General features: G+C 62.0%; 20 protein-coding genes. 12 read left to right on the top strand and 8 right to left on the bottom strand.

Features of this window, described 5'->3' with window-relative positions; translation table 11 throughout:
* Window positions 1-215 precede the first annotated feature (215 nt).
* The gene (locus LQK84_RS13075) at window positions 216-680 is read left to right on the top strand and encodes a hypothetical protein (RefSeq protein ID WP_230829169.1); all 465 of its coding nucleotides are present in this window, start codon (window positions 216-218) and stop codon (window positions 678-680) included.
* A gap of 147 nt (window positions 681-827) precedes the next feature.
* The gene (locus LQK84_RS13070) at window positions 828-1,196 is read left to right on the top strand and encodes a PAS domain-containing protein (RefSeq protein WP_230829168.1); all 369 of its coding nucleotides are present in this window, start codon (window positions 828-830) and stop codon (window positions 1,194-1,196) included.
* Window positions 1,197-1,247: 51 nt separating this feature from the next.
* Here the strand turns inward: LQK84_RS13070 and LQK84_RS13065 are convergent, their stop codons facing one another.
* Window positions 1,248-2,369, bottom strand: a complete 1,122-nt coding sequence (locus LQK84_RS13065) for a DUF2333 family protein (RefSeq protein ID WP_230829167.1) — start codon at window positions 2,367-2,369, stop codon at window positions 1,248-1,250.
* Window positions 2,370-2,785: 416 nt separating this feature from the next.
* On the opposite strand from LQK84_RS13065, the gene LQK84_RS13060 reads away from it, so the two are divergent.
* Both LQK84_RS13060 and LQK84_RS13055 read left to right on the top strand, forming a co-directional pair.
* Window positions 2,786-4,558 carry a methyl-accepting chemotaxis protein gene (locus LQK84_RS13060; RefSeq protein ID WP_230829166.1) on the top strand — a complete coding sequence of 591 codons (1,773 nt, stop codon included), beginning with the start codon at window positions 2,786-2,788 and terminating at the stop codon, window positions 4,556-4,558.
* Between the two features lie 221 nt (window positions 4,559-4,779).
* Window positions 4,780-5,448 (top strand): methyltransferase domain-containing protein, encoded by a 669-nt coding sequence (locus tag LQK84_RS13055; RefSeq protein WP_230829165.1) that lies wholly within the window; start codon window positions 4,780-4,782, stop codon window positions 5,446-5,448.
* 25 nt (window positions 5,449-5,473) lie between these two features.
* On the opposite strand, the gene LQK84_RS13050 is transcribed toward LQK84_RS13055, so the two are convergent.
* The gene (locus tag LQK84_RS13050; protein WP_230829164.1) at window positions 5,474-7,315 is read right to left on the bottom strand and encodes a methyl-accepting chemotaxis protein; all 1,842 of its coding nucleotides are present in this window, start codon (window positions 7,313-7,315) and stop codon (window positions 5,474-5,476) included.
* Window positions 7,316-7,580: 265 nt separating this feature from the next.
* Window positions 7,581-8,480 carry an extensin-like domain-containing protein gene (locus LQK84_RS13045; RefSeq protein WP_230829163.1) on the bottom strand — a complete coding sequence of 300 codons (900 nt, stop codon included), beginning with the start codon at window positions 8,478-8,480 and terminating at the stop codon, window positions 7,581-7,583.
* A 294-nt stretch (window positions 8,481-8,774) separates the two neighbouring features.
* Between LQK84_RS13045 and LQK84_RS13040 the strand changes: the two genes are divergently transcribed.
* Entirely contained in the window at window positions 8,775-10,964 is a 2,190-nt protein-coding gene (locus tag LQK84_RS13040; protein ID WP_230829162.1) for an anthranilate synthase, read from the top strand.
* A 60-nt stretch (window positions 10,965-11,024) separates the two neighbouring features.
* On the opposite strand, the gene LQK84_RS13035 is transcribed toward LQK84_RS13040, so the two are convergent.
* The gene (locus LQK84_RS13035; protein ID WP_230829161.1) at window positions 11,025-11,306 is read right to left on the bottom strand and encodes a DUF2798 domain-containing protein; all 282 of its coding nucleotides are present in this window, start codon (window positions 11,304-11,306) and stop codon (window positions 11,025-11,027) included.
* Window positions 11,307-11,406: 100 nt separating this feature from the next.
* Here LQK84_RS13035 and LQK84_RS13030 point away from each other — a divergent pair, with 100 nt between their 5' ends.
* The 3 genes from LQK84_RS13030 to LQK84_RS13020 all read left to right on the top strand — a co-directional run bounded on the left by LQK84_RS13030 (window position 11,407) and on the right by LQK84_RS13020 (window position 16,004).
* Entirely contained in the window at window positions 11,407-12,264 is an 858-nt protein-coding gene (locus LQK84_RS13030) for a LysR family transcriptional regulator (protein WP_230829160.1), read from the top strand.
* A gap of 549 nt (window positions 12,265-12,813) precedes the next feature.
* Window positions 12,814-14,550, top strand: a complete 1,737-nt coding sequence (locus LQK84_RS13025) for an ABC transporter permease (protein WP_230829159.1) — start codon at window positions 12,814-12,816, stop codon at window positions 14,548-14,550.
* Between the two features lie 110 nt (window positions 14,551-14,660).
* On the top strand, window positions 14,661-16,004 hold the full coding sequence (locus LQK84_RS13020; protein ID WP_230829158.1) for an ABC transporter ATP-binding protein: 1,344 nt from the start codon (window positions 14,661-14,663) through the stop codon (window positions 16,002-16,004).
* A gap of 23 nt (window positions 16,005-16,027) precedes the next feature.
* Here LQK84_RS13020 and LQK84_RS13015 read toward each other — a convergent pair whose 3' ends face one another.
* Window positions 16,028-16,507, bottom strand: coding sequence for a hypothetical protein (locus tag LQK84_RS13015; RefSeq protein ID WP_230829157.1), 480 nt, complete (start codon window positions 16,505-16,507; stop codon window positions 16,028-16,030).
* A gap of 11 nt (window positions 16,508-16,518) precedes the next feature.
* Window positions 16,519-16,806 carry a hypothetical protein gene (locus LQK84_RS13010; RefSeq protein WP_230829156.1) on the bottom strand — a complete coding sequence of 96 codons (288 nt, stop codon included), beginning with the start codon at window positions 16,804-16,806 and terminating at the stop codon, window positions 16,519-16,521.
* A gap of 247 nt (window positions 16,807-17,053) precedes the next feature.
* On the opposite strand from LQK84_RS13010, the gene LQK84_RS13005 reads away from it, so the two are divergent.
* The gene (locus tag LQK84_RS13005) at window positions 17,054-17,986 is read left to right on the top strand and encodes a cation diffusion facilitator family transporter (protein ID WP_230829155.1); all 933 of its coding nucleotides are present in this window, start codon (window positions 17,054-17,056) and stop codon (window positions 17,984-17,986) included.
* An 18-nt stretch (window positions 17,987-18,004) separates the two neighbouring features.
* Window positions 18,005-18,469: a preQ(1) synthase gene (gene queF, locus LQK84_RS13000; RefSeq protein ID WP_230829154.1), complete on the top strand. Its 465-nt coding sequence runs from the start codon at window positions 18,005-18,007 to the stop codon at window positions 18,467-18,469.
* A 135-nt stretch (window positions 18,470-18,604) separates the two neighbouring features.
* Here queF and LQK84_RS12995 read toward each other — a convergent pair whose 3' ends face one another.
* A complete protein-coding gene (locus LQK84_RS12995; RefSeq protein ID WP_230829153.1) occupies window positions 18,605-19,426 on the bottom strand; it encodes a DUF2076 domain-containing protein in 822 nt (273 codons plus the stop codon).
* 305 nt (window positions 19,427-19,731) lie between these two features.
* Between LQK84_RS12995 and LQK84_RS12990 the strand changes: the two genes are divergently transcribed.
* Window positions 19,732-20,319, top strand: coding sequence for an ATP-dependent Clp protease proteolytic subunit (locus tag LQK84_RS12990; RefSeq protein ID WP_230829152.1), 588 nt, complete (start codon window positions 19,732-19,734; stop codon window positions 20,317-20,319).
* A 34-nt stretch (window positions 20,320-20,353) separates the two neighbouring features.
* Here the strand turns inward: LQK84_RS12990 and LQK84_RS12985 are convergent, their stop codons facing one another.
* Entirely contained in the window at window positions 20,354-21,169 is an 816-nt protein-coding gene (locus LQK84_RS12985; RefSeq protein ID WP_230829151.1) for a pseudouridine synthase, read from the bottom strand.
* Window positions 21,170-21,281: 112 nt separating this feature from the next.
* On the opposite strand from LQK84_RS12985, the gene prmB reads away from it, so the two are divergent.
* A complete protein-coding gene (prmB, locus tag LQK84_RS12980; protein WP_230829150.1) occupies window positions 21,282-22,202 on the top strand; it encodes a 50S ribosomal protein L3 N(5)-glutamine methyltransferase in 921 nt (306 codons plus the stop codon).
* The last annotated feature ends 67 nt before the right edge of the window (window positions 22,203-22,269 follow it).

The following is a 22,269-nucleotide window of genomic DNA, read 5'->3' as shown; positions in this document are numbered from 1 at the left end:
GCCAAGCTGCCCCGGATCACCCTCGCGCGGCGACTGCCCCGGCGCCGAGACTGATCGCGATCGATCACAATGCTTTGACTATTGGCCGATTTACGTTGCGCTAATATCTCGCCATAGTATAGCAGCATTCGAATGAAGCAGATGCTTCATCGGGGCCTGACGGGGGCGGTTTTCGCGACTGTTCAGGCGCTTTGGGAAGAGGCGGGGGCCGATCCATGCATGAAGAAAATGACGTTGCGTTCGAGCAGTTGATGCGCGACGCGGCGGTGATTGGAATGTCCGAGCGCGACATTGTCGCGTGTTTTTCGGAATGGTTGTTGATCAATTGCTGGCACTTCGACGGCGCGGATTTTCGAATTTTCGGGAATTTCCGTGGTCTCGAACACATGACCGAAATTGTCGAGAAGGACGGTAACCGGTCCTTCCAGGGCAAGATGAGCGAGGCCAAGAGTGCGATGGCGCGCGCAAATCTCGCGCGGGCCATGGATGCCAAGGGCTTTTCCAGCGTGCGCCACCCGATGTCCGTTGATGACGGGCCGCCACGAGATTTCATCTCGATCGGCCAATACAAGCAGGAAGACGATGGCAAGCCTGGCCTGATCGGCGTGACGTTCGAGTGTTTCAAGCCCTTGCGGCAAATCGCGGTCACCGAAAGCGCGCAGGATCAGGCGGCCGAGTGAGCCTGTGCACCGGCATCGCGCTATCAGGGCGCGCGCCTGAATTCAAAGCAAAAGATCCAGCATTCTCGATTGAGGCGTCGCGACGTGAATCTCTTTTATGAAATGAATACCGGTTTTTCGCCAGGTCCCCTGCCGGGATACCTCCACATGAGCGATGCGGATGTCCTGCGTCTCCTGCAGAAGCACATGTCCATCGGTCTTTGGCGTTCCGACCTTGAAAGTGGCCTCGTGTTCTTCTCTCCGCCGATTTCCAGGCTGTTCGGTCTGCCCGAGCAGGCGGGACCGGTGAATGTGGCCGCCGTTCGCGCGGCCATGCACCCCGAGGACGCGCCCTTCGTGCTGGAACTGCTGGAAACCATTTCCCGCGAGAAGGGATCGGCGCAGATCGTGCTGCGCGTGCGCAGCAGCGAGGCGGAGGACTACAAGTATGTTCGCCTGGTCGGCCGCTACCGCGCCCGTGACAAGGATTGCGGCGAGATCATCGGCATCGGCCACGAAGTCCCCGCCGACGGCTGATCCATTCGGAGCCCCCGGCCGCAAGGCCGGCGGCGGCCAGGGTAGTCCGCATCAGCGGTCGAGAACGTCGCGGATTTCCTGGATGTTGGAGCGGACGCGCAGGACGTAGAAACCCATCGTGGCGAGATGCGTCGGCATGATCCAGCCGTCTTCCGCACCATTCGAGATGATGGCCGGCTGGATCTTCAGCGCGGACTTGAACTGGCCATGCAGCCGGTCCCAGAGCGGGCCGAGATTGCGCTCCTTGATGACATTGGCGAAGTCGGCGCGGGTGCCGGCAAGAATGGCGTTGTAGCCGTAGAGCTGGCCGAAGGCGAACCAGAAGCGGTCGTCGGCGCGCGTGTCGAACCAGCCGCCGCCATGGTTTTCGGAGCGCTCGCGCAGGATGTCGGATGTCGAGCCGAGCGAGCTTGCGATGCGATCGAGGAATTCCCGCAGGTTGTCTGCGCGCGCGTCGAAGGTTGCCGAGCAGTTGGCAAGTTCGGTGTTGTAGTTGGCCAGATCCTTGATGGCCGAGCGGTACTGTTTGGGCGTCGGTGTCAGCGGTCCGAACGGGTCGAAGCTCCAGTACCAGTTTTCCTCGCCATACTGCATCTTCGAGCGGGCGTTCTGAAGGTTGTTGTTGATGCCGGACGTGCCGCGCATGCGGCCGAGCGTGTCGACCAGTTCGACGGTCGCGCGGCGCACGGCCTCGTTCACGCCACGCTGAAAGTTCGCCTTGTTGTCGAGGAATGGCGTGTGGTCCCAGTCAACGCCAAAGAAGCCCAGCTTGTAGAGGATCATCGAGGAGATCCAGGCATTCTGGTTGACGTTGAAATCCGTCAGGGCGATCGTGGTTTCGGCAATCGCCGAAGGCTGGCACGTGAGCGGAGACCCGTCGGCCTTGGCCGTCAGGGTCGCTCCCGCGGGGGCTTCCCTGGCCGGATATTTATAGGCATCGACGAAGCTCGGGTTGAAATTCGTCCAGGCCTGCGTCTGCCATACGAAATAGCCGTAAAGACCGATCAGCAGCGCCAGTGCCAGGCCAATGGGGGCCTGAACCATCCAGTGCCTGTTGCGGAACCAGTTCGCGATGACGAGGAAGGGCCATGCGATTGCCGCTGCGATCCGGCCGAAGAACCGCCCGATCGCCAGGAAAATCGTTTCGAAAAACGTGATGATCGGATCAAGCATCGGTTTCGCCCCTTCCCGCCGCATATTACGGGGCCGGTGGCCACCTGCGGGTCTAACCCATAGATAGTTCACGCTCTTGTGCGGTGCAACGGCGGCCTGCGCCGGGACGTGCTACTTTTGAGACATGTCTTCGGGCGAATATTGCGATTGACAGAATGAACTGTCTCCAAATTGAACATCAATTCTGCGGTTTTTGAGGAAATTCGGGAAGGCTGGAAATCCAAATGGCCCGTTGTGGCGCAGGCGTATCCCCAAAACTAGCGAGTTTGTACGGTAGGGGACCGAACCGGTCGAAAGAGTTCAGAAGTCATTAATGAATGGGTGCAAGAATCTTCATGAATGACGGTCGTTTTTGCCGTCGGGGGCATGAGGGGCTACCAATGTTTGGAATGAAATCTGGCTTGTCGAGCGCAAAGATGCGCGCGATCGATACGTTGCGCGCGAATGTCATGATCGCCGACGCAGACTTGAGAATCACCTACATGAACACGGCGGTCAAAGGCCTGCTCAGCGAGGTGGAAGGCGAACTCAAGGCGGAACTGCCGCGGTTTTCGATGGAGACGCTGCTCGGCAGCAATATCGACGTCTTTCACAAGAATCCCAGCTACCAGCGCGACATGCTGTCCAAGCTGACCAAGCCGCACAGCGCCACCATCCGGGTCGGCGGACATGCGTTCGACTTGCTTGTCACGCCCCTGATGAACGGCGGGAAGTCGGAGGGTTTCGTGGTCGAGTGGGCCAATGCCAAGGAGCGCCTGCAGAACAACGACTACCGCAACCAGATGGAAGCCATCTCGCGCGTGCAGGCCGTCATCAGCTTCACGCCCGAAGGCCAGATCCTGACTGCGAACGAGAACTTCCTGAAGTCGATGGGGTATTCGCTTCAGGAAATCGTCGGCAAGCATCACAGCATGTTCGTCGACAAGGAATATGCGGGAAGCTCGGCCTATCAGGACTTTTGGCGCGACATGCGCGACGGCAAGTTCCGCGCCGACGAATTCGTGCGCTATGCCAAGAACGGCAAGCCGGTGTTCCTGCAGGCGTCCTACAATCCGATCCTGGACGAGAAGGGCAAGGTCATTAAGGTCGTGAAGTTCGCGACCGATGTGACCGATCGCGTGAATGCGGTCAACACGCTCGGCGACGGGCTGAAGGAACTGGCGGCCGGCAATCTCGACCAGCATATCGACACGCCGTTCCCGCAGAACCTTGAGCGCCTGCGCCACGACTTCAACGATTCCGTGACGCAGCTCGAAGCGGCGATCAATTCCATTGGCAGCAACGCCAACAACATTTCTGCCAGCGCCGAAGAAGTGCGCTCGGCGGCAGATTCGCTCTCCAAGCGGACCGAACAGCAGGCGGCCTCGATCGAAGAGACGGCTGCAGCCCTCGAAGAGATCACCACGACGGTAGCCGACTCTTCCCGCCGCGCCGAAGAGGCAGGCAACCTGGTTGCCCGGACCCGCGAGAATGCGGAGCGCTCCGGCGAAGTCGTCAAGGAAGCCATCGAGGCCATGAGCGCCATCGAGAACTCCTCCGGCCAGATCGCCAACATCATCGGCGTCATCGACGAGATCGCCTTCCAGACCAACCTTCTGGCGCTCAATGCCGGCGTTGAAGCCGCGCGCGCCGGCGATGCGGGCAAGGGCTTCGCGGTCGTTGCCACGGAAGTTCGCGAACTGGCGCAACGCTCGGCCAATGCCGCCAAGGAAATCAAGTCGCTGATCACCAAGTCGAGCGATCAGGTCAAGCAGGGCGTGGCGCTCGTCGGACGCACCGGCACGGCTCTTGCCGATATCGTGGTGCAGGTGCAGGACATCAACCGCAACGTCAACGCCATCGTCGACGCAGCGCGCGAACAGGCGACCGGCCTCAAGGAAGTCAACGCCGCCGTCAATACCATGGACCAGGGCACGCAGCAGAATGCGGCGATGGTCGAGGAATCCAACGCGCAGAGCGCAACGCTTGCCACCGAGGCCGAGGCGCTCGCCTCCCTGCTGCAGCGCTTCCGCACCCGCGGTTCCGCGCAGACCTCGCGTCGCGCTCAGCCCGGCCGCGCACCGCAGGCCGCAACGCATGCATCGCGCCCGGCCGCATCGCCCGCCCGCCAGCTTGCCAGCAAGGTCGCGAAATCCTTCGCCACCGGTGGCGGCGCGACAGCGGCTGCGGCGGACTGGGAAGAGTTCTGATCGCGGGGTTTCGGCCGTCCGGAGTTCTCTGAGAACCGGTTGAATGGGCTGCCTCCCCGGAGGCAGCCCATCGTCATTTCTATTTTAGATTTCTCTTAAGTTTGGGGAGACATCTTTTGTAAAGAGATGGGCTGATATGTTCGCCCAAAGATCATGGCGGGTTTCGAGACGGAACCACGTCAATTTCAAGAATATATCCGCCCCAGCCAGTGAGTACGCGCGTGTTTAACATCTCTCCGGTCTCGCAGAACAACGTGTTTCGCAAGCGTCGCGTGGCGCGCCTCAACAGCATGATCGCCGACCATGTCGCGGCCAAGGGCCATTGCCGGCTTCTCGACATGGGGGGCACGACGGGCTTCTGGACGGTCTGGCGCGACCTTCTCGATTTCGAGCACCTGACGGTCACCTGCGTGAACCTGGCCGAGGTTCGGCAGGACGACACCGGCGGGCTGCCGGTCATTGCACGGGTGGGCAATGCCTGTTCCATGCCGGAGTTCGAGGACAATGCCTTCGACGTCGTCTTTTCCAACTCGGTCATCGAGCATGTGGGCCTCTGGTCCAACAAGGTCGGCTTTGCCCGCGAAGCGCGCCGGCTAGCCCCGAGCTATCTCATCCAGACGCCGAATTTCTGGTTCCCGGTCGATCCGCATTCGCGCTTTGCATTCCTGCACTGGCTGCCGCGGCCGGTCGTCTACCGCGTTCACATGGCGATGCGCACGGGCTTCTATCCGAAGACCGCGAACCTCGACGAGGCGATGACCTATACCGAAGATGCCGACATGCTCGACTGGCGGCAGATGGCGCATCTCTTCCCGGATGGATCGATCGAGTCCGAAAAGTTCATGCTGATGACGAAGTCGCTTCTCGCCGTTCGCCACAACAAGCCCTGACAGGGCCGATCACGGTCGCATCCATTCAAGCTGCGACCGACCGGCTGCCTTCGGACTTCACGTTCGCGCGGCGCGGGGCGCTTCTGGCGTCGTGGTTCAGGACGAACTGTCCGACCAGCTGAACCAGCCCATCCACTTCGCCGGCGAGACCGTGCGTGGCCGCGGTCGTTTCTTCCACCATGGCGGCGTTCTGCTGCGTGATCTGGTCCATCTGGCTGATGGCCGTGTTGATCTCGACGAGGCCGACCGACTGCTCCTGCGATGCGCGGGCGATCACGTCGATGTCCTCGGCGATGTCGGTGATATGGCTCTCGATGGTCAGCAGCGCATCGCCCGTCTGCCGCACAAGGCCGACGCCGCCGGCCACCTCCCGATTGGAGCGGTCGATCAGTTCGGCGATCTCGCGGGCGGCGCGGGCCGAGCGCTGGGCCAGTTCACGGACCTCCTGGGCGACCACGGCGAAGCCCTTGCCGGCTTCCCCGGCGCGGGCGGCTTCGACGCCGGCGTTGAGTGCCAGCAGGTTGGTCTGGAAGGCGATTTCGTCGATCACGCTGGTGATCTGCGAGATCTGTCCGGAGGCCTCCTCGATCCTCGCCATGGCGACAATCGCGTTCTGCACGATGGCGGCCGACGAGGTGACGTTGCTTCTCGCCTCGCTGGTGCGGGAACGCGTCGCGGCGGTGCGCTCCGAGGCATTGCGAACATTGGTGGTGATTTCCTCCAGCGCGGCGGCCGTTTCTTCGAGCGCTGCGGCCTGCTGTTCGGTCCGCCGCGCCAGCTGGTCTGCGGACGTCCCGAGCGTCTGGGCGCTGCCTTCGATCTCGCGCGACTTGTCGAGAATGTTTTCAAGCACGCGCTGGAAGGCGGCCAGAGACGCGTTGAAATCGTGGCGCAGCGTTTCGAATTCCGCCTTGAAGGGCGTGTCGAGCGTCGCTTCGATGTTGAACCTGGCGAGCCTCTTCAGCCCGCTGCCAAGCTGGGAAATCACGTTGGTCAGGTCTGCGGCATGCTGCGCCTGTTCGGCCTCAAGCGCGGCGCGCTCGCGATCGGTCAACTGACGCTGGCGGGCGCCATCTTCCTCAAGAGCCAGCTTCTCAAGTGCGGCGTGCCTGAGGACGCTGACGGCGCCGGCCATGGTGCCGATCTCGTCCTGTCTGTCGACAAAGGGAACCGCCTGCTCGTTGTCGCCCGCGGCGAGCCGCCCGAGATAGGTTGACATCGCCAGCACCGGCGAAATGCTGCGCCGCTGGAAGACGAACAAACCCGCCCAGAGTGCGACCAGGGCAAGAGTTGCGACCGAGGCGGCAAGCAACGTATAGATTATGGCGTCGCGATGGGCCGACGTCTCCTGACCTTCAAGATAGGACCGCGATGCCGCGACAAGCCGACCAACAGCTTGCTTCTGCGCTTCGAAAGCGTCCCGCAGATGGTCGAACGCGGGCGCCATGGCCGCGTCGTTCCGGCCTTTCAGGGCCGGGATCGCCTGTTCGTTCATAGCTGTCCAGAAACTCTCACTGGTGGTGCGGATATCTTCGGTGACCAGTTTACGGATGTCCGGCGGTATGTCGGCGCCGGCCCAGTAGGCATAGCGCGTGTCGAAATCCTTCTTGAGCCTTGCGATCAGTTCGAGATTTCGCTCCGTCATGTCCGGGTGCACCATGGATTCCGTCGCATGCAGATAGGCCTCCACAACGAACATCGGCGGCGGCAGGATGTCGGCGACCAGATCCTTTGCGGCCACGATCTCGCGATAGGCCGGGCCTTCGATCCGGAGCTTCTCCAGCGTGTAGCCCATGGTCGCAATGACGGCGACGAAGGCGGCGGTCAAGACGGCCGCAAAGACGACGAGACTCCTTGATATACTCATGTTCATCTCGTCGATCCCCCAGATTTGCGGCCGTCTCGCGCGCCCCGCACAGCGGCCTCCCCAAAGACGGCCGCGTGTTTGCACACCCCCGTGTGCAATTTCGTGTTGCGCAAGATGTGACCGAAATTCTAAGCAATCTGTTAACCACTCGGGCCGCGAGGGCGGCTTTATTGGCGAAATCCCTAAAGTTAGGGATGTCTAAAGTGGTCGGGGTCGGGGAGGGCCGCTTCGGCGTCCCGACGGATGTCGCGACGCCCGCAGGCCATCACCAGCAGTAGCGATATTCGTTCTTGCGCTTTATCAAATCGAGATGAAGGTGGGTTTCATGCGCCGCGTCGCTGCCCGGGCCGAGAACCGTGGTGAAGAACAGGCAGGCGGAAGCGGTAATGGCGCGTTCGAACGCGCCGACCAGTGTGGCATCCTTTTCCCGCGGCTCGATCACGACTGTCTTGCCATCGGAAAAGCGGAAGCCTGCGATGTCGATGGCGTTGCCATGGGCATGTTCCGAGATCTTGCCGCTTTCGGCATTGTTGCGGTTGCGGCAGGCGTAGCTGGTCGCCTGGTTGAAGGCGGTGATCTGCGCCGCGTTCGGGCCGTAGGCGATGTCGGCTGCGGGCAGAACCGACGCCTTTGCCCAGCGCGACAGCGCCAGCGCCGTCTGGCACCGCATCGTCGCCTCGGGCTCCAGCTTGATCCCGGGCAGCACGGTGCGCACGGTCAGCGGCTTGTCGATGCCGCAGCCGTTGCCGTCATCGATCGGCCTGGCTTCGGAGAAGTCCACACCGGCCTGCTTCAGGTCGGCGAGGCAGGCCGCATAGGCCTCCGGGTCTTCCTTCTCAGGCGGCTCGGCCTTCGTCTCGGTGGGGGCAGGGGCGTCCTTGCCGTCCGGTCCGGGCTTCGTCTCCTCCTTCGGCGTCTGCTCCTTCGCAGGCTCGGTGGGTTTCGTGTCTGCCGGTGACGCAGGTTTTGTCTCATCGGGCGGAGGAGCCGCCTTCCCGGCCGGCTTTTCCTGCGGGATCGGGGGCGTTGCAGGCGCCGTGTCGGGCCTGGCTTCGGGGATCGGGACCGTGTCTTCAGGCACGAGATCCTTTGCGGCGGGTTCTGCCGCGACGGCGAGAGAGGCTGACAGCAAAAGGGCCAGCAGAATGAAACGTCCTTGCACCATCGAGCCTCCGTGCGGATGGAGATGAAGCCTGGAAGCCTAAACGCGGCAGCCGCAGATCTGGTTCCGGGAGGCGGATGACGGTCGAAAAACGGGCCTTGCCAGCCGGCGCGTGCCGCTGTAACAATCGCGCCATGATCAACGCTCTGACGATTGCTAACTGGTGGTGGGCTCGCTGAAAGGCGGCCGTAGCCAGTTGTTGTGTCAAGCAAACGCTGAAGCCGCCCCGGAAAACTCCAGGCGGCTTTTTTCGTATGTGCCGTTTGGATTTGGGGCCGAACGGGAGAAGAGGACGACATGAATACGCGTGTTCTGGATGATGGTTCCGAGCAGTATGTGACGAAGGGCGGGGTCACGATCGCCCGCAAGCGTCGCGAAGTGCCCTATGACAATGCCATCTCCAGCTATATCGACAGGCTCGATGAGCGGCGGGGCGCGGTTCTGTCCTCCAACTACGAATATCCGGGCCGCTATACGCGCTGGGACACGGCGATTGCCGACCCGCCGATCGGCATTTCCTGCAACGGCCGCACGATGTGGATCGAGGCCTATAACGGTCGCGGCGAAGTGATCCTTGAGATGATTGCCGAGCGTTTGGCGACGGTTGCGGACATCAGGATCGATGCGAAGGCCGAGCGTCGTCTCGACTTCACCATCCAGCCGCCGAGCCGCGTCTTCACCGAGGAGGAGCGCTCCAAGATCCCGACGGTGTTTACGGCGCTGCGCGCCATCACCGATCTCTTCCATTCAGCGGAGGATTCCAGCCTCGGCCTCTATGGTGCCTTCGGCTACGATCTCGCCTTCCAGTTCGATGCCATCAACCTGAAGCTCGAGCGTCCCGCCGACCAGCGCGACATGGTGCTCTACCTGCCCGACGAGATCCTCGTCGTCGACAATTATTCCGCCAAGGCCTGGGTTGATCGCTACGACTTCGAGAAGGACGGCGCGACGACCAAGGGCAAGCCGTGGGACATTCCGGCCGAGCCTTTCCAGCCGACCGATACGATCCCGGCGCGCGGCGATCATCATCCGGGCGAATATGCCAAGCTGGTGACGAAGGCCAAGGAAAGCTTCCGCCGTGGCGACCTGTTCGAGGTCGTGCCGGGGCAGAAGTTCATGGAGCGCTGCGACTCGAAGCCCTCGCAGATTTCGCGGCGGCTGAAGGAAATCAATCCGTCGCCCTATTCCTTCTTCATCAATCTCGGAAACCAGGAATATCTGGTCGGCGCATCGCCGGAAATGTTCGTGCGCGTCACGGGCCGGCGCATCGAGACCTGCCCGATTTCCGGCACGATCCGGCGCGGCGAGGATGCGATTGCAGACTCAGAGCAGATCCTGAAGCTGCTGAATTCCAAGAAGGACGAGTCTGAGCTTACCATGTGCTCGGACGTTGACCGCAACGACAAGAGCCGTGTGTGCGAGCCGGGCTCGGTCAAGGTCATCGGCCGTCGCCAGATCGAGATGTATTCGCGCCTCATCCACACGGTGGACCATATCGAGGGGCGTCTGCGCGAGGATATGGACGCGTTTGACGGCTTCCTGTCGCATGCCTGGGCCGTGACTGTGACCGGCGCGCCGAAGCTCTGGGCGATGCGTTTCATCGAGGCCCATGAGAAGAGCCCGCGCGCCTGGTATGGCGGCGCGATCGGCATGGTCGGCTTCAATGGCGACATGAATACCGGCCTGACGCTGCGCACCGTGCGCATCAAGGACGGCATTGCGGAAGTCAGGGCAGGGGCAACACTGCTCAACGACTCCATCCCGGAAGAGGAAGAAGCCGAAACCGAACTGAAGGCATCCGCCATGATTGCAGCCATTCGCGATGCAAAGGCCGGCAATACCGGCAAGGCTGGCCGCGACGTCGCCAAGGTGGGCGTCGGCGTGAAGATCCTGCTGGTCGACCATGAGGACTCATTCGTTCACACGCTGGCGAACTATTTCCGCCAGACGGGGGCGACCGTGACCACCGTTCGTTCGCCGGTGGCGGATGAAGTGTTCGATACGGTCAATCCGGACCTCTTGGTGCTTTCGCCCGGTCCCGGCAGCCCGAAGGATTTCGACTGCGAGACGACGATCAAGAAGGCGCGGACGCGCAAGCTGCCGATCTTCGGCGTCTGCCTCGGCCTTCAGGCGCTGGCCGAAGCCTATGGCGGCGAGCTGCGGCAGCTGGCGATCCCGATGCATGGCAAGCCGTCGCGCGTGCGCGTGCTGGAAGCCGGCACGGTGTTCTCAGGTCTTGCCAAGGAAGTCACCGTTGGCCGCTACCATTCGATCTTCGCCGATCCCGCCACGCTCGACCGTGATTTCATCATCACGGCCGAAAGCGAGGATGGCACGATCATGGGGATCGAACACGCCAAGGAACCCGTCGCCGCCGTGCAGTTCCACCCGGAAAGCATCATGACGCTCGGCCAGGATGCCGGCATGCGGATGATCGAGAATGTGGTGGCGCATCTGGCGAAGCGCGCCAAGGTGAAGGCGGCGTAAGCCCTCGCCATCAAGGCTTTGCATGCAATGGCGGCGCCCGATGGTGCCGCCATTTTGCGTTCAGGCTTCCCTTTTCGCCGGCGGGGCCTCGACGATCAGCGAGACGATGCGGCGCACGATCGGTACTGCGACGATGGCTGCCGGAAAGGCGATTGGATAGGTGAGCATCCACGCGCCGAGCGCGCGGGCGCCGAGATCCGGGGCAAAGCCGACGGCACTGAATGTCGCGGCGGCGGACACGAGCCCCGACATCATGAGGGAGAGGATCATCGGGGAAACGATGTGGGCGGCGTGATGTGGCAGCTTTCTGACGCGGCCACGCTTGGAAACTGCGGTTTGCATGTTTGTCTCCGGGGTAGGTTTGAATGACAGCCCCTCTATACCTCCGCGCGATCATGTGCGAAATTCGGATAATTCTCTCATTTTATGTGAATAAATGAACATGTTGAACTGGGATGACCTGAAGTTCCTTGTCCTTCTGGAAGAGAAGGGGTCGCTGGCGGCGGCGGCCAAGCGGCTGGGCGTCGATCACGTTACCGTGGCGCGGCGCATCGCCTCGCTGGAGGAGGCGCTCGGCGTCAAGCTTGTCGACCGGCGGCAGAAGCGCACTGTGATGACGCAGGCGGGGCTTCGCATCGCTGCACATGCCCGGCGGATGCAGGAGGAGGTCTATGCGCTGGAGCGCACGGCATCGAGCGTCAGGCCGGACATTGCCGGCCCTGTCTCCATCAGCGCGCCGGGTCTGATTGCCGCCGAGATGATCGCGCCGCGCCTCGGACCGTTTCTAAAAGTCCATCCGGATCTCGAACTCACGCTCCGCGGCGATGTGCAGGCCGTGTCGATCACACGACGCGAGGCGGATGTTTCGGTGCGGCTTTCCATGCCCAACGATCCGACGCTGATCCGTCGGCAGGTCGGCACCTTGCGCTACAGGTTTCTGGCGAGCCCGGACTATCTGGCGCAAACACCGTTTGAGGCCTACCGCTATGTTTTCTTCGACAAAAGCGAGGGTCTTCTGCCGCATGAGACCTGGTTGAAGTCGCTTGTCGGGCCTGCCTTTGCCATTGCCCTGCGCAGCAATGACCTGAACATACAGGCCGCCTCGGTGGCGGCTGGTGCTGGGGTGCTGGCCATGCCGGAAATTCTCGCCCGCAGGTTTGGCCTTGTCGATGCGCATCCCGACAAGGTTTTCTACGAGCGCCAGATCTGGCTTTGCTGGCATGAGGACCAGCGGGGGCAGCCGGCGATCGAGGCCGTTGCGGCGTTTCTGGCGGATTGCTTCGGGCAAGAGCCGGCATAGGGATTTGTCCGGATTGTTCCGCATGCCTCCGTCGGGAGACCTGCGTTTGCGGATCATAGCGCCCATTGCTTCGGATTTTTGTTAAAATATAAGCAATTTCAGTTGCTTGCGAAGGTTACGAAAAATTAATTCGCCAGCCCGTTCCGTGGGTTGACTATGACGGTGTGCAGCGCAATATAGCCGTGCTTCCGGCCTGCCAAGGCGGGCATCGCCGGAGCGCCTCATCGTTTTGAATAGCAAGACATATCCATGACCAGGCAGCCTGCACGGAAGCAGGAGCCCTCAGGCAAGGGTGAGCGCCATGACGCTTGTTTTTCGCATCCTTCAGCCCGCCAGATATCACGACGAGTCCATCGACCGAATAAGTCGCTGACCCGCGTTGAGCGGGTTCTTTCGCCGGGGCCGTTTTGAGCGCGTTTCGATCTGAGGCTTCAGATCGGCGCTCCCAACCCTTCTGCTTGATGTATGATCCAACCGATCCTCGGATTTCGGTCGGATCATGCTCTCGGGCCCCGTGACGTCGCATCATCATTATTCGGATCATTGACCATGACCTTGCATCATCCGGCTCTCGAGGCCGGTCGCAAGGCGTCGCGAATTCCCAATGTCTGGGATGCCGCCGCCTTCGGCCTGCTGTTTGCAACCTTCGTTCTCTTCATTCGCGGCGGGCATGAAACGCTGGCGCCCATCGAGGCGCTGTCGTCGGCGCCGATTTCGCTCGACCCTGCGAACCTGCCCGAATATGCGCTGCGCACCGTGCTGCGCATGCTGGCGGCCATTGTCGCCTCGCTGGTCTTCACCTTCGCCTATGGCACGCTGGCTGCAAAAAGCCGGCGGGCAGGGCTCGTGCTGATCCCCGTTCTCGACATCCTGCAATCCGTGCCGGTGCTGGGGTTTCTCTCCTTCACCGTCACCGGCTTCATGGCGCTGTTTCCGGGCAAGGTAATAGGCGTCGAACTGGCCTCGATCTTCGCGATCTTCACCAGCCAGGCCTGGAACATGACCTTCAGCTTCTATCAGTCGCTGAAGACGGTTCCGGCTGACCTTGAGGAGGCCTCGCGGTCGTTCCGGCTCACCGGCTGGCAGCGCTTCTGGCGGCTGGAGGTTCCCTTCTCCATGCCGGGTCTCGTCTGGAACACGATGATGTCCATGTCGGGTGGCTGGTTCTTCGTGGTGGCCTCCGAGGCGATTTCGGTCGGCAACACGACGATCACGCTGCCGGGCATCGGCTCCTATACGGCGCTGGCCATTCAGGACAAGAATTTCGCCGCGATCGGCTGGGCCGTCGGCGTCATGCTGGCGATCATCCTGATCTACGACCAGCTGCTGTTCCGCCCGCTGGTGGCCTGGAGCGACAAGTTCCGTGTCGAGCTTTCGGCCGGCGGCGAGGCTCCGCGCTCCTGGCTGCTCGACATGGTGCGCCGTGCCCGCATGTTCGGCAGGATCTTCCTGCCGCTGACCCGTTTCGTCTCGGCACTTCCCCGGCAGCGCATGGCCCTGCCGGTGGCGGCACCGCGCGCGGCCCTGACGGTTTGGCGCAGCGTCTGGGTGGACCGGCTCTGGGTGGTCGCGGTTGCGGCAGCAGCCGTCTATGCGCTGTGGCTCATCTGGTCCTTCGTGGCCACCGAACTGACGGGGCCTGAAATCCTCAACGTCGTCTGGCTCGGGTTCCTCACCATGCTGCGCGTCGTCGTGCTGATGGCGATTGCGACCGTGATCTGGGTGCCGATCGGGGTCTGGATCGGGTTGCGCCCGAAGGTAGCGGAACGGGTTCAGCCGCTGGCGCAGTTCCTCGCTGCGTTTCCGGCGAACATCATCTTCCCCTTCGCAGTCGTCTTGATCGTCCATTTCAAGGCCGATCCGAATATCTGGCTGTCGCCGCTCATGGTCTTCGGAACGCAGTGGTACATCCTGTTCAACGTGATTGCTGGCGCCAGCGCGTTTCCCAACGACATGCGCGAGGCGAGCTCCATCTTCCACATCCGTGGCTGGAGCTGGTGGAAGAAGGTGATCCTGCCGGGCATCTTCCCCTATTACGTGACAGGGTCGATCACGGCGAGCGGCGGCTCCTGGAACGCCTCCATCGTGGCGGAGGTCGCCAACTGGGGCGACACGAAGCTGACGGCGGTCGGGCTCGGTTCCTATATCGCCAATGCGACGACGGCCGCAGACTATCCGCGCATCGTGCTCGGCATCGCCGTGATGTCGGCCTATGTCATCCTCTTCAACCGCCTGCTCTGGCGTCCGCTCTATGCGTTTGCCGGCAGCCGGCTGCGTATGAACTAGAAACGCCCCGGCGCAGACGCCGGGTCTCCTCGATCTTTTGTTTTGTCAGCAGTCCCGAATTGAAAACCGCAAGGCCGGTCTCACGGGAACTGCTCCGAAAGGAGGGCGCTATGTCCAACGTTGAATTCAACCGCGCAACCAATCTCGCAGAACACCCGGTCCTCGTCGATGTGCAGGGCATGCGGCAGGTCTATCACAAGGGCGACAATCCCGATCTCGTCGTGCTCGACGATGTCTCGGTCACGATCCGCGAGGGCGAGATCGTCGGGCTGCTCGGCCGCTCCGGCTCGGGCAAGTCGACCTTGCTGCGCATCATTTCCGGCCTCATCCCGGCGTCTGCCGGCAAGGTGCAATGGTGCGGCAAGCCGGTTGTCGGTCCATGCGAAGGCCTGTCCATGGTGTTCCAGAGCTTTGCGCTCTTCCCCTGGCTGACGGTTCTCGAAAACGTGGAGATCGGGCTGGAGGCGCAGGGCGTTGCGTCTGCCGAGCGCCGCCAGCGCGCCCTGCAGGCCATCGACCTTATCGGTCTCGACGGGTTCGAGAATGCCTATCCGAAGGAGCTTTCCGGCGGGATGCGCCAGCGCGTCGGCTTTGCCCGGGCGCTGGTCGTTCATCCGCGCCTGATGCTGATGGATGAGCCTTTCTCGGCGCTCGACGTGCTGACGGCCGAAACGCTGCGCACCGACATTATCGACCTCTGGATCGAAGGCCGCCTGCCGGCCAAGTCCATCCTCATGGTCACGCACAACATCGAAGAGGCGGTGCTGATGTGCGACCGCATCATGATCTTCTCGTCCAATCCGGGTCGGGTGGCCGCCGAGATCAAGGTCGAACTGATGCATCCGCGCAATCGACTGGACCCGCAATTCAGGGCGCTGGTCGATGACATCTATGCGCGCATGACGCAGCGCGGGCCGGTGGAAAAGGTCGAGAAGCGGGCGCATGAGGGCTTTGCCGGCACGGGCGTCGGCATGGCGCTGCCGCGCATTTCGACCAACCTTCTCTCCGGCCTCATGGAAGCGCTGGCGGCCGAGCCCTATCATGGCGTGGCCGACCTGCCGGACATTGCCGGCGAATTGCAGATGGAGGTGGACGAACTCTTCCCGATCGCCGAGACGCTGCAACTGCTGCGTTTTGCCGAGCTGGAGGAGGGTGATGTGCGCCTGACCGAGGTGGGCCAGCATTTCGTTCACAGCGATGTCGATACGCGCAAGCGTCTCTTCGCCGAACATCTCGTCAGCTATGTCCCGCTGGCCGCGCTGATCAAGCGCGTGCTGGACGAGCGGCCGACGCATGCAGCGCCCTATGCCCGCTTCTGCGAGGAGCTGGAGGATTATCTGTCGGAGGACATGGCGGAAGAAACCATGTCGGCCGTCATTTCCTGGGGCCGTTATGCCGAGCTGTTCAGCTATGACGGTCATGCCCGGACCTTCAGCCTTGAAAATCCGAGCTGATCACGGCTCTTGCGCGGCGGGGATCACTTCTCCGCCGTGCTGGCTGACTTGCGCTTCAGGGCGCGCAGCAGCAGCGTGGCCAATGGGCCGATCAGTCCGAGCAGCGATGTGTCGAAACGGCCGCGCAGCAGGTTGCCGGCGAGCGTGATGTCGCCCGTCGCCGACTTCGCTTCGGTGATCAGGGCGTCGAGTGCGGTGGCGTGGAGTTCCTGGGCCAGCTGCAATTCCTTGCCCGGCTTGCGGCTGCCGGCGATCAGCACCAGCAGGATCGTCAGCACGAAGCTTGCGCCGGCAATGGTCAGTGCCGCCAGAACCGGTCCCCACAGCACTTTCAGGAATTCATAGCCGGCAACGCCGAGCATGATCAGGCCGAAGGCACCGACGACGAGGGCGACGGTCAGGAACGCGATCTGCGACATGCGCGCCCGGAAGGTCAGGTCGGCAATGACGGAATCGACGCGGATCAGAACTTTCAGCGACTGGATGAGACTATCGATACGCATGATGGGAAATCCTATCTGAAGGCAATCGCGCCCGCCACGAGGCCGAGAACGAAGGCGGCAGCGAGTGCGACAAGGGGGTGATCTTCGAGCACTTCCTCCGCCTCGCCGGCTTTGGAGGTGAGATATTTCTGCAATTCGGCGATGGCATCCGAGGCGTCTTCGGCGGGCGTGTCTGCTGGCGCAGGCCCGGCTGCAGCATCTACTTCGGGGCTTGCGGGTTTCGCCGCCTCCGCCTGCAGGCTTTTCACCTCTTTCAGCAGCGTTTCCAGTTCCTTGCGGATCGTGTCCAGCTCGGCCATCGGCGCATCCTCAGCTTCGTTCCTTTTTGCTCTCATAGCAGTTTACCCGGCTCAATTGCAGGCTCGTTGACATGTATCAAATGTGCGTCACGGCGTTGGAATATAGCTTGTGCTGTGGAAGTATAGCATAGGCTAAGTCGCGGAGAATAAAAGGAAATTTCTGTGTCCAGGCGGATTTTTCCTTGCGCTTTGGGGCGTGGCCGGATATGCCGCAGCCAATTCAACACATCATTGAAAGGGCGAAGCCATGGATGCCGAGACATCTAAGCTGATCCGTCGCATTGCTTTCTGGGGCATACCGCTTTCCCTTTTCGTCATGGGGCTGAAGGCGCTTGCCTGGTATGTGACGGGGTCTGTCGCGCTTCTCTCTGACGCGCTGGAATCGACCGTCAACGTGATTGCCGCAGCGATCGCCTATGGCGTCATCAGCTATGCGCAGAAGCCGGCGGATGACGATCACCAGTTCGGCCATCACAAGGCGGAATATCTCTCGGCGGTGGTCGAGGGTATGCTGATCGTTGTCGCGGCGATCCTGATCGTCTGGGAGGCGGCCGGCCACCTTTCCAAGCCCGAGCCGATGGATGCGCCTCTGCTCGGCATGGCGATCAACGGCGTGGCTGCCGTCATCAACGCCGCCTGGGCCTGGCTGCTGATCAAGGTCGGCACGCAGCATCATTCGCCGGCGCTGAAGGCCGATGGACGCCATGTGCTGTCGGATGTGGTCACATCAGGTGGTGTCATTATCGGTCTGGTCGCAGCGACGCTGACCGGCTACGCCATTCTCGATCCGCTGATGGCCATCGGCGTGGCGATCAACATTCTCTTCGAAGGCTGGAAGGTCATCTCGCAGTCGGTCAACGGCTTGCTCGACCGTGCCGTCACCGAGGAAGAGGATGCGGCGATCAAGAAGGCGATTGCCGAAAATGCGGCCGGGTCGCTCGGCGTGCATGATTTGCGCAACCGCCGTGCCGGCCCCGCCGTCTTCATCGATTTCCATCTGGTGGTGCCGGAAAGCATGGCGGTCGGGCAGGCGCATGATATCTGTGACCGGATCGAAAACGCGCTGCACAAGGTGATTTCCGGCGCAAGCATTGCTATTCATGTCGAGCCCGAGGGCGAGACGCCGCATGGCGTGCGCGTGAATATCGCCGCGCACAAGTCGCTGAAGAAGCGGGCCTGAGAGAAAAGGACGAGAGAGATGAGCAAGACCGATGTTTCGGGCCTGACACAGCTGGGCGCACATGTCGAAGCGCCGACTACGCCGGAAACGGCCGTGCTGGAGCGCGTGCCGAACGGGAATGAGGGGACGAAATATGTCGTGCGCTTCACCGCGCCCGAATTCACCTCGCTCTGCCCGATGACCGGCCAGCCGGATTTCGCCCATATCGTGATTGATTACGTGCCGGGCAAATGGCTGGTGGAATCGAAATCGCTGAAGCTCTTCCTCTTCGCCTTCCGCAATCACGGTGCGTTCCACGAGGACTGCTCGGTCTATATCGCACGGCGCATCATCGACTTGCTTGAGCCGGAATGGCTGCGGATCGGGGCCTACTGGTATCCGCGCGGCGGCATCCCGATCGATGTCTTCTGGCAGACCGGCGAGCCACCGAAGGGCGTCTGGCTGCCGGACCAGGGCGTGCCGACCTATCGTGGCCGGGGTTGAGGGCGAGGGCGGTCTGACCGCCCCCGCACGCGCATTTCCGCGTTTCATGGAAGCGCGAAAATGCTCCATGTCTTTGTTTTTATGCAATTCCGGACGTGAAACCGGTTTCCGCTTTCGCTGGAATTGCTCGCGCTATCAGGCATAATTGCTGTCGTCGTAACCGCCGTCGTCGAAGCTTGCGTCGTCATAGTCGGCGTTGTCGAAGCCATCGGTGTTCTGCGTGGCGTTGCTCATGTCGGCAAGGGCCGACTGTTCGGCACCGTTATTGCCGTTCTGCCAATCATTTGACTGGCCCGGCTGGTTGCCATTGTCGAAGAAGTTGTTGACCACCGTTTCCTCGACCACCGGCGCACCGGCGACGCCGCCAGCGCCAAACAGGCCGCCCGCGCCGAAATGCGGGGCAAACAGCGAGCGCACGGCGTCCGCCATCAGCATGCCACCGGCCACGCCGGCCGCCGTCGTCATGGCGCCGGCAAGAAACCCGCCGCCGCGCGAGGGCTGCTGGGGGGCGGCATAGGAGGGCTGGGCGGGTTGCGACCATGGGCCCGGCTGCGGCGCGGCGCCACGGGTATAGCCGCCGTCATAGGCAGGGGCCTGCGGGCCGGAGCGGCCCCAGGGGCCGGCAGGCGGCTGCTGGGACTGCGTGCCCTGACCTTGCGCGTTGCCACCAAAGAGGGAGGAAAGGCCGGAGAGGAAGCCGCCCTGTTGGCCCTGCTGGGCGGTCGCGCCCTGCTGCAGGTCCTTCACCTGCGCTTCGAGCTGGCCGATGCGGGCAGCCGAGGCTTCCAGACCCTTTTCCTGAAGGATGACGGCCTGGGCCAGATAATAGGCGGCATAGGGATGACGGGCCAGTTCGTCGCGGATCAGCGCCTCGGCTTCCGGGTCGCGGGGCGTTGAGGCGGCCTGACCGACGCGGGCAAAAAGTTCATTGAGTAACTGACGTTCCTCGGGCGACATGATCGGTTCCTTTATCTGTTGGCGAAGCATCGCGTCATGACTGACTTAGGATCGGGATATGAAAGTTTCGAGGCGGCGGTGAATTAAATGTGTGTAATCTTTGCGATGGCAGCAATCCTGCCGACTGCATTTTGTTTCCGGCGGTCCATTTCGATCGGTTGAGTTCGAAGATGCCGGTTCTGCCCCGATATGCCAACTCATTTACCATTCAGCCTGTGCGACTGCGCTTTCTCCCACTCGGGCATTGTCTTCAAACTGCGAAGCGATTACCTGTGGGTGAATCAGTTTAGGACAGGATGGTGCCCATGAACGAAGAAGAAGACGACGACAAGAAGACAGAAAAGCCGCTTGGCAAGGACGCGGAGGCGAATCTATTCAAGTCGCGATCCATCTTCATCTATGGCGGTATCACGCAGGAACTCGCTCAGCGCGTCTGCGCGCAGCTCGTTGCGCTGGCCGCTGCCGGTGACGAAGACATCAAGATCTTCGTGAATTCGCCGGGTGGCCATGTCGAATCGGGTGACTCGATCCACGACATGATCAAGTTCATCAAGCCGAAGGTCTGGATCATCGGCACGGGTTGGGTCGCTTCCGCCGGTGCGCTGATCTATGTGTCGGTGCCGAAGGAACAGCGCCTTTGCCTGCCGAACACGCGCTTCCTGCTGCACCAACCGTCGGGCGGCACGCGCGGCATGGCTTCGGATATCGAAATCCAGGCTCGTGAAATCATCAAGATGAACGAGCGCCTGAACAAGATCTTCGCGGCGGCCACCGGCCAGCCGGTCGAAAAGATCGCCAAGGACACGGATCGCGACTACTGGCTCTCGGCTGAAGAAGCCAAGACCTATGGTCTCGTTTCCAAGATCATCACCAGCCAGGCCGAAGTCGGCTGACTGGTTTGAATGACCTGATCAAGGGCCTCGCGCTTTAACCGGCGCGGGGCCTTTTCTGTTTCCGTGCGATCGCATCGCGCAGCATCTGCACCTCTTCGCCGGTGAGCGCGCGGACTTCGCCCTTGCCGAGATCGCCCAGCGGCAGATCGCCGATGGCGACGCGCACCAGCCGCAGAACCTCGATGTCGAGGGTTTCCAGCATGCGGCGGATCTGGCGGTTCTTGCCTTCATCGAGTTCGATATCCAGCCAGGCGTTCCTGTCGCCCTGACGCAGGACTTCGGCGCGGCGGGCCTGCAGCCGGTCGCCGTCATGCTCGACGCCGGTGATGAAGCTCGCGAGCTTTTCGGGTGCTGCGAGGCGGTCGATCTGTACGTGATAGGTCTTCGGCACATGCGTTTCGGGATCGAGAAGCGCTTGGGCGAATTCCGTGTCATTGGTGAAGAGCAGCAGGCCTTCGCTCGCCTTGTCCAACCGCCCCACGGGGGAGAGGTGGGCGTGGTCGAGATGTTTCAGGCAATCATAGACGGTCGGCCGGCCCTCGGGGTCGTGGCGCGTCGTCACCAGCCCGCGCGGCTTGTTCAGCATGTAATAGACGAAGGCTTCCGCCGCGACCGGCTTGCCATCCACAGCGATCTTCGTCGTTGCGAGGTCCACCCAGGTTTCCAGCTGCGTCGCCTTCCTGCCATCGACCGTGACGCGGCCGGCCAGCACCAGCGCTTCCGCCTGCGTGCGCGAGCAGAAGCCGAGCTTGGACAGCGCGCGGGCCACGGTGACGCGCTTGCCGCCATCGCCGTGGGATGCGGGCACACGGCGCGGGGCAGGCGGCTTTCTGTCGGAGGGCTTTCGCATCACGTTCTTCACAATAGCTGGTTAGTTTGCGCAATTGCGGACTGTTGACCCGCCTTTAGTGCTCACATAAAGCCTGAACCACCTTATCGCCAAGCCGGCTGGATCAAAGACCATGCAGAATCTCGATGACATCACCCGCGACCTCGTGACGCTCCGCGACTATTGGCGCTATGCGATCTCGCGTTTCAACGCGGCCGACCTCAGCTATGGCCACGGCACGACGACGGCGGCGGACGATGCGGCGTTTCTGCTGCTCGATTCGCTCGATCTGCCGATCGACGTGCTTGATCCGTTTCTCGATGCCCGGCTTCTGCCCGACGAGCGCCGGCTGCTGGCCGAGCGGATCGAGGAGCGCGTGACGAGCCGCAAGCCGTCCGCCTATCTCACGGGCCGGTCCTATATCCAGGGCGTGCGCTTCCATGTCGATGAGCGCGTGATCGTGCCGCGCTCGCATATCGGCGAAATCCTCTTCACCGAATATGGCAGCGAGGAGGGGTCTTCCTTCCTGCCGGAACCGTCGCTGGTTGAAAGTGCGGTCGATATCTGCACGGGCTCCGGCTGCCTTGCCGTGCTCGCCGCCAAGTTCTTCCCCTTTGCCTCCGTCGATGCGGTTGATCTTTCGGAAGACGCGCTGGAAGTCGCCAAGATCAATATCGACGAGCATGACGTCGAAGATCAGGTGGAGCTGCATCACGGCGATCTGTTCGAGCCGCTTGAAGGCCGCACCTACGACCTCATCATCACCAACCCGCCCTATGTCGACGCCGAGACCTTCGCGGCCTATCCGCCGGAATATCAGGCGGAGCCGGAAATGGCGCATACGGGCGGCGAGGACGGCCTTGATCTCGTGCGGGTCATTCTGGCGGAGGCGCCCAAGCACCTGAACCCCGGTGGCGGGCTGCTCTGCGAAATCGGCTCGGGCCGCGATATTCTCGAAGCCGAGTTTCCGCATCTTGAGTTTCTGTGGATCGAGACCGAGAATGCGCCGGATTCGGTGTTCTGGATCACGGCCGAGGCGCTTGGGGTGGAGTAGTCGCCACTTTTCGTAAATCGCGGCAAGAAAACCCCTCCCCACCCTCTCCACCCTCCCCACAAGGGGG

This window comes from Rhizobium sp. C4, assembly GCF_021026315.1.
In the GTDB taxonomy this organism is placed as follows: Bacteria; Pseudomonadota; Alphaproteobacteria; order Rhizobiales; family Rhizobiaceae; genus Ensifer_A.
The sequence above is the reverse complement of the archived record's forward strand: the minus strand, read 5'-3'. Positions and strand labels throughout refer to the sequence as shown.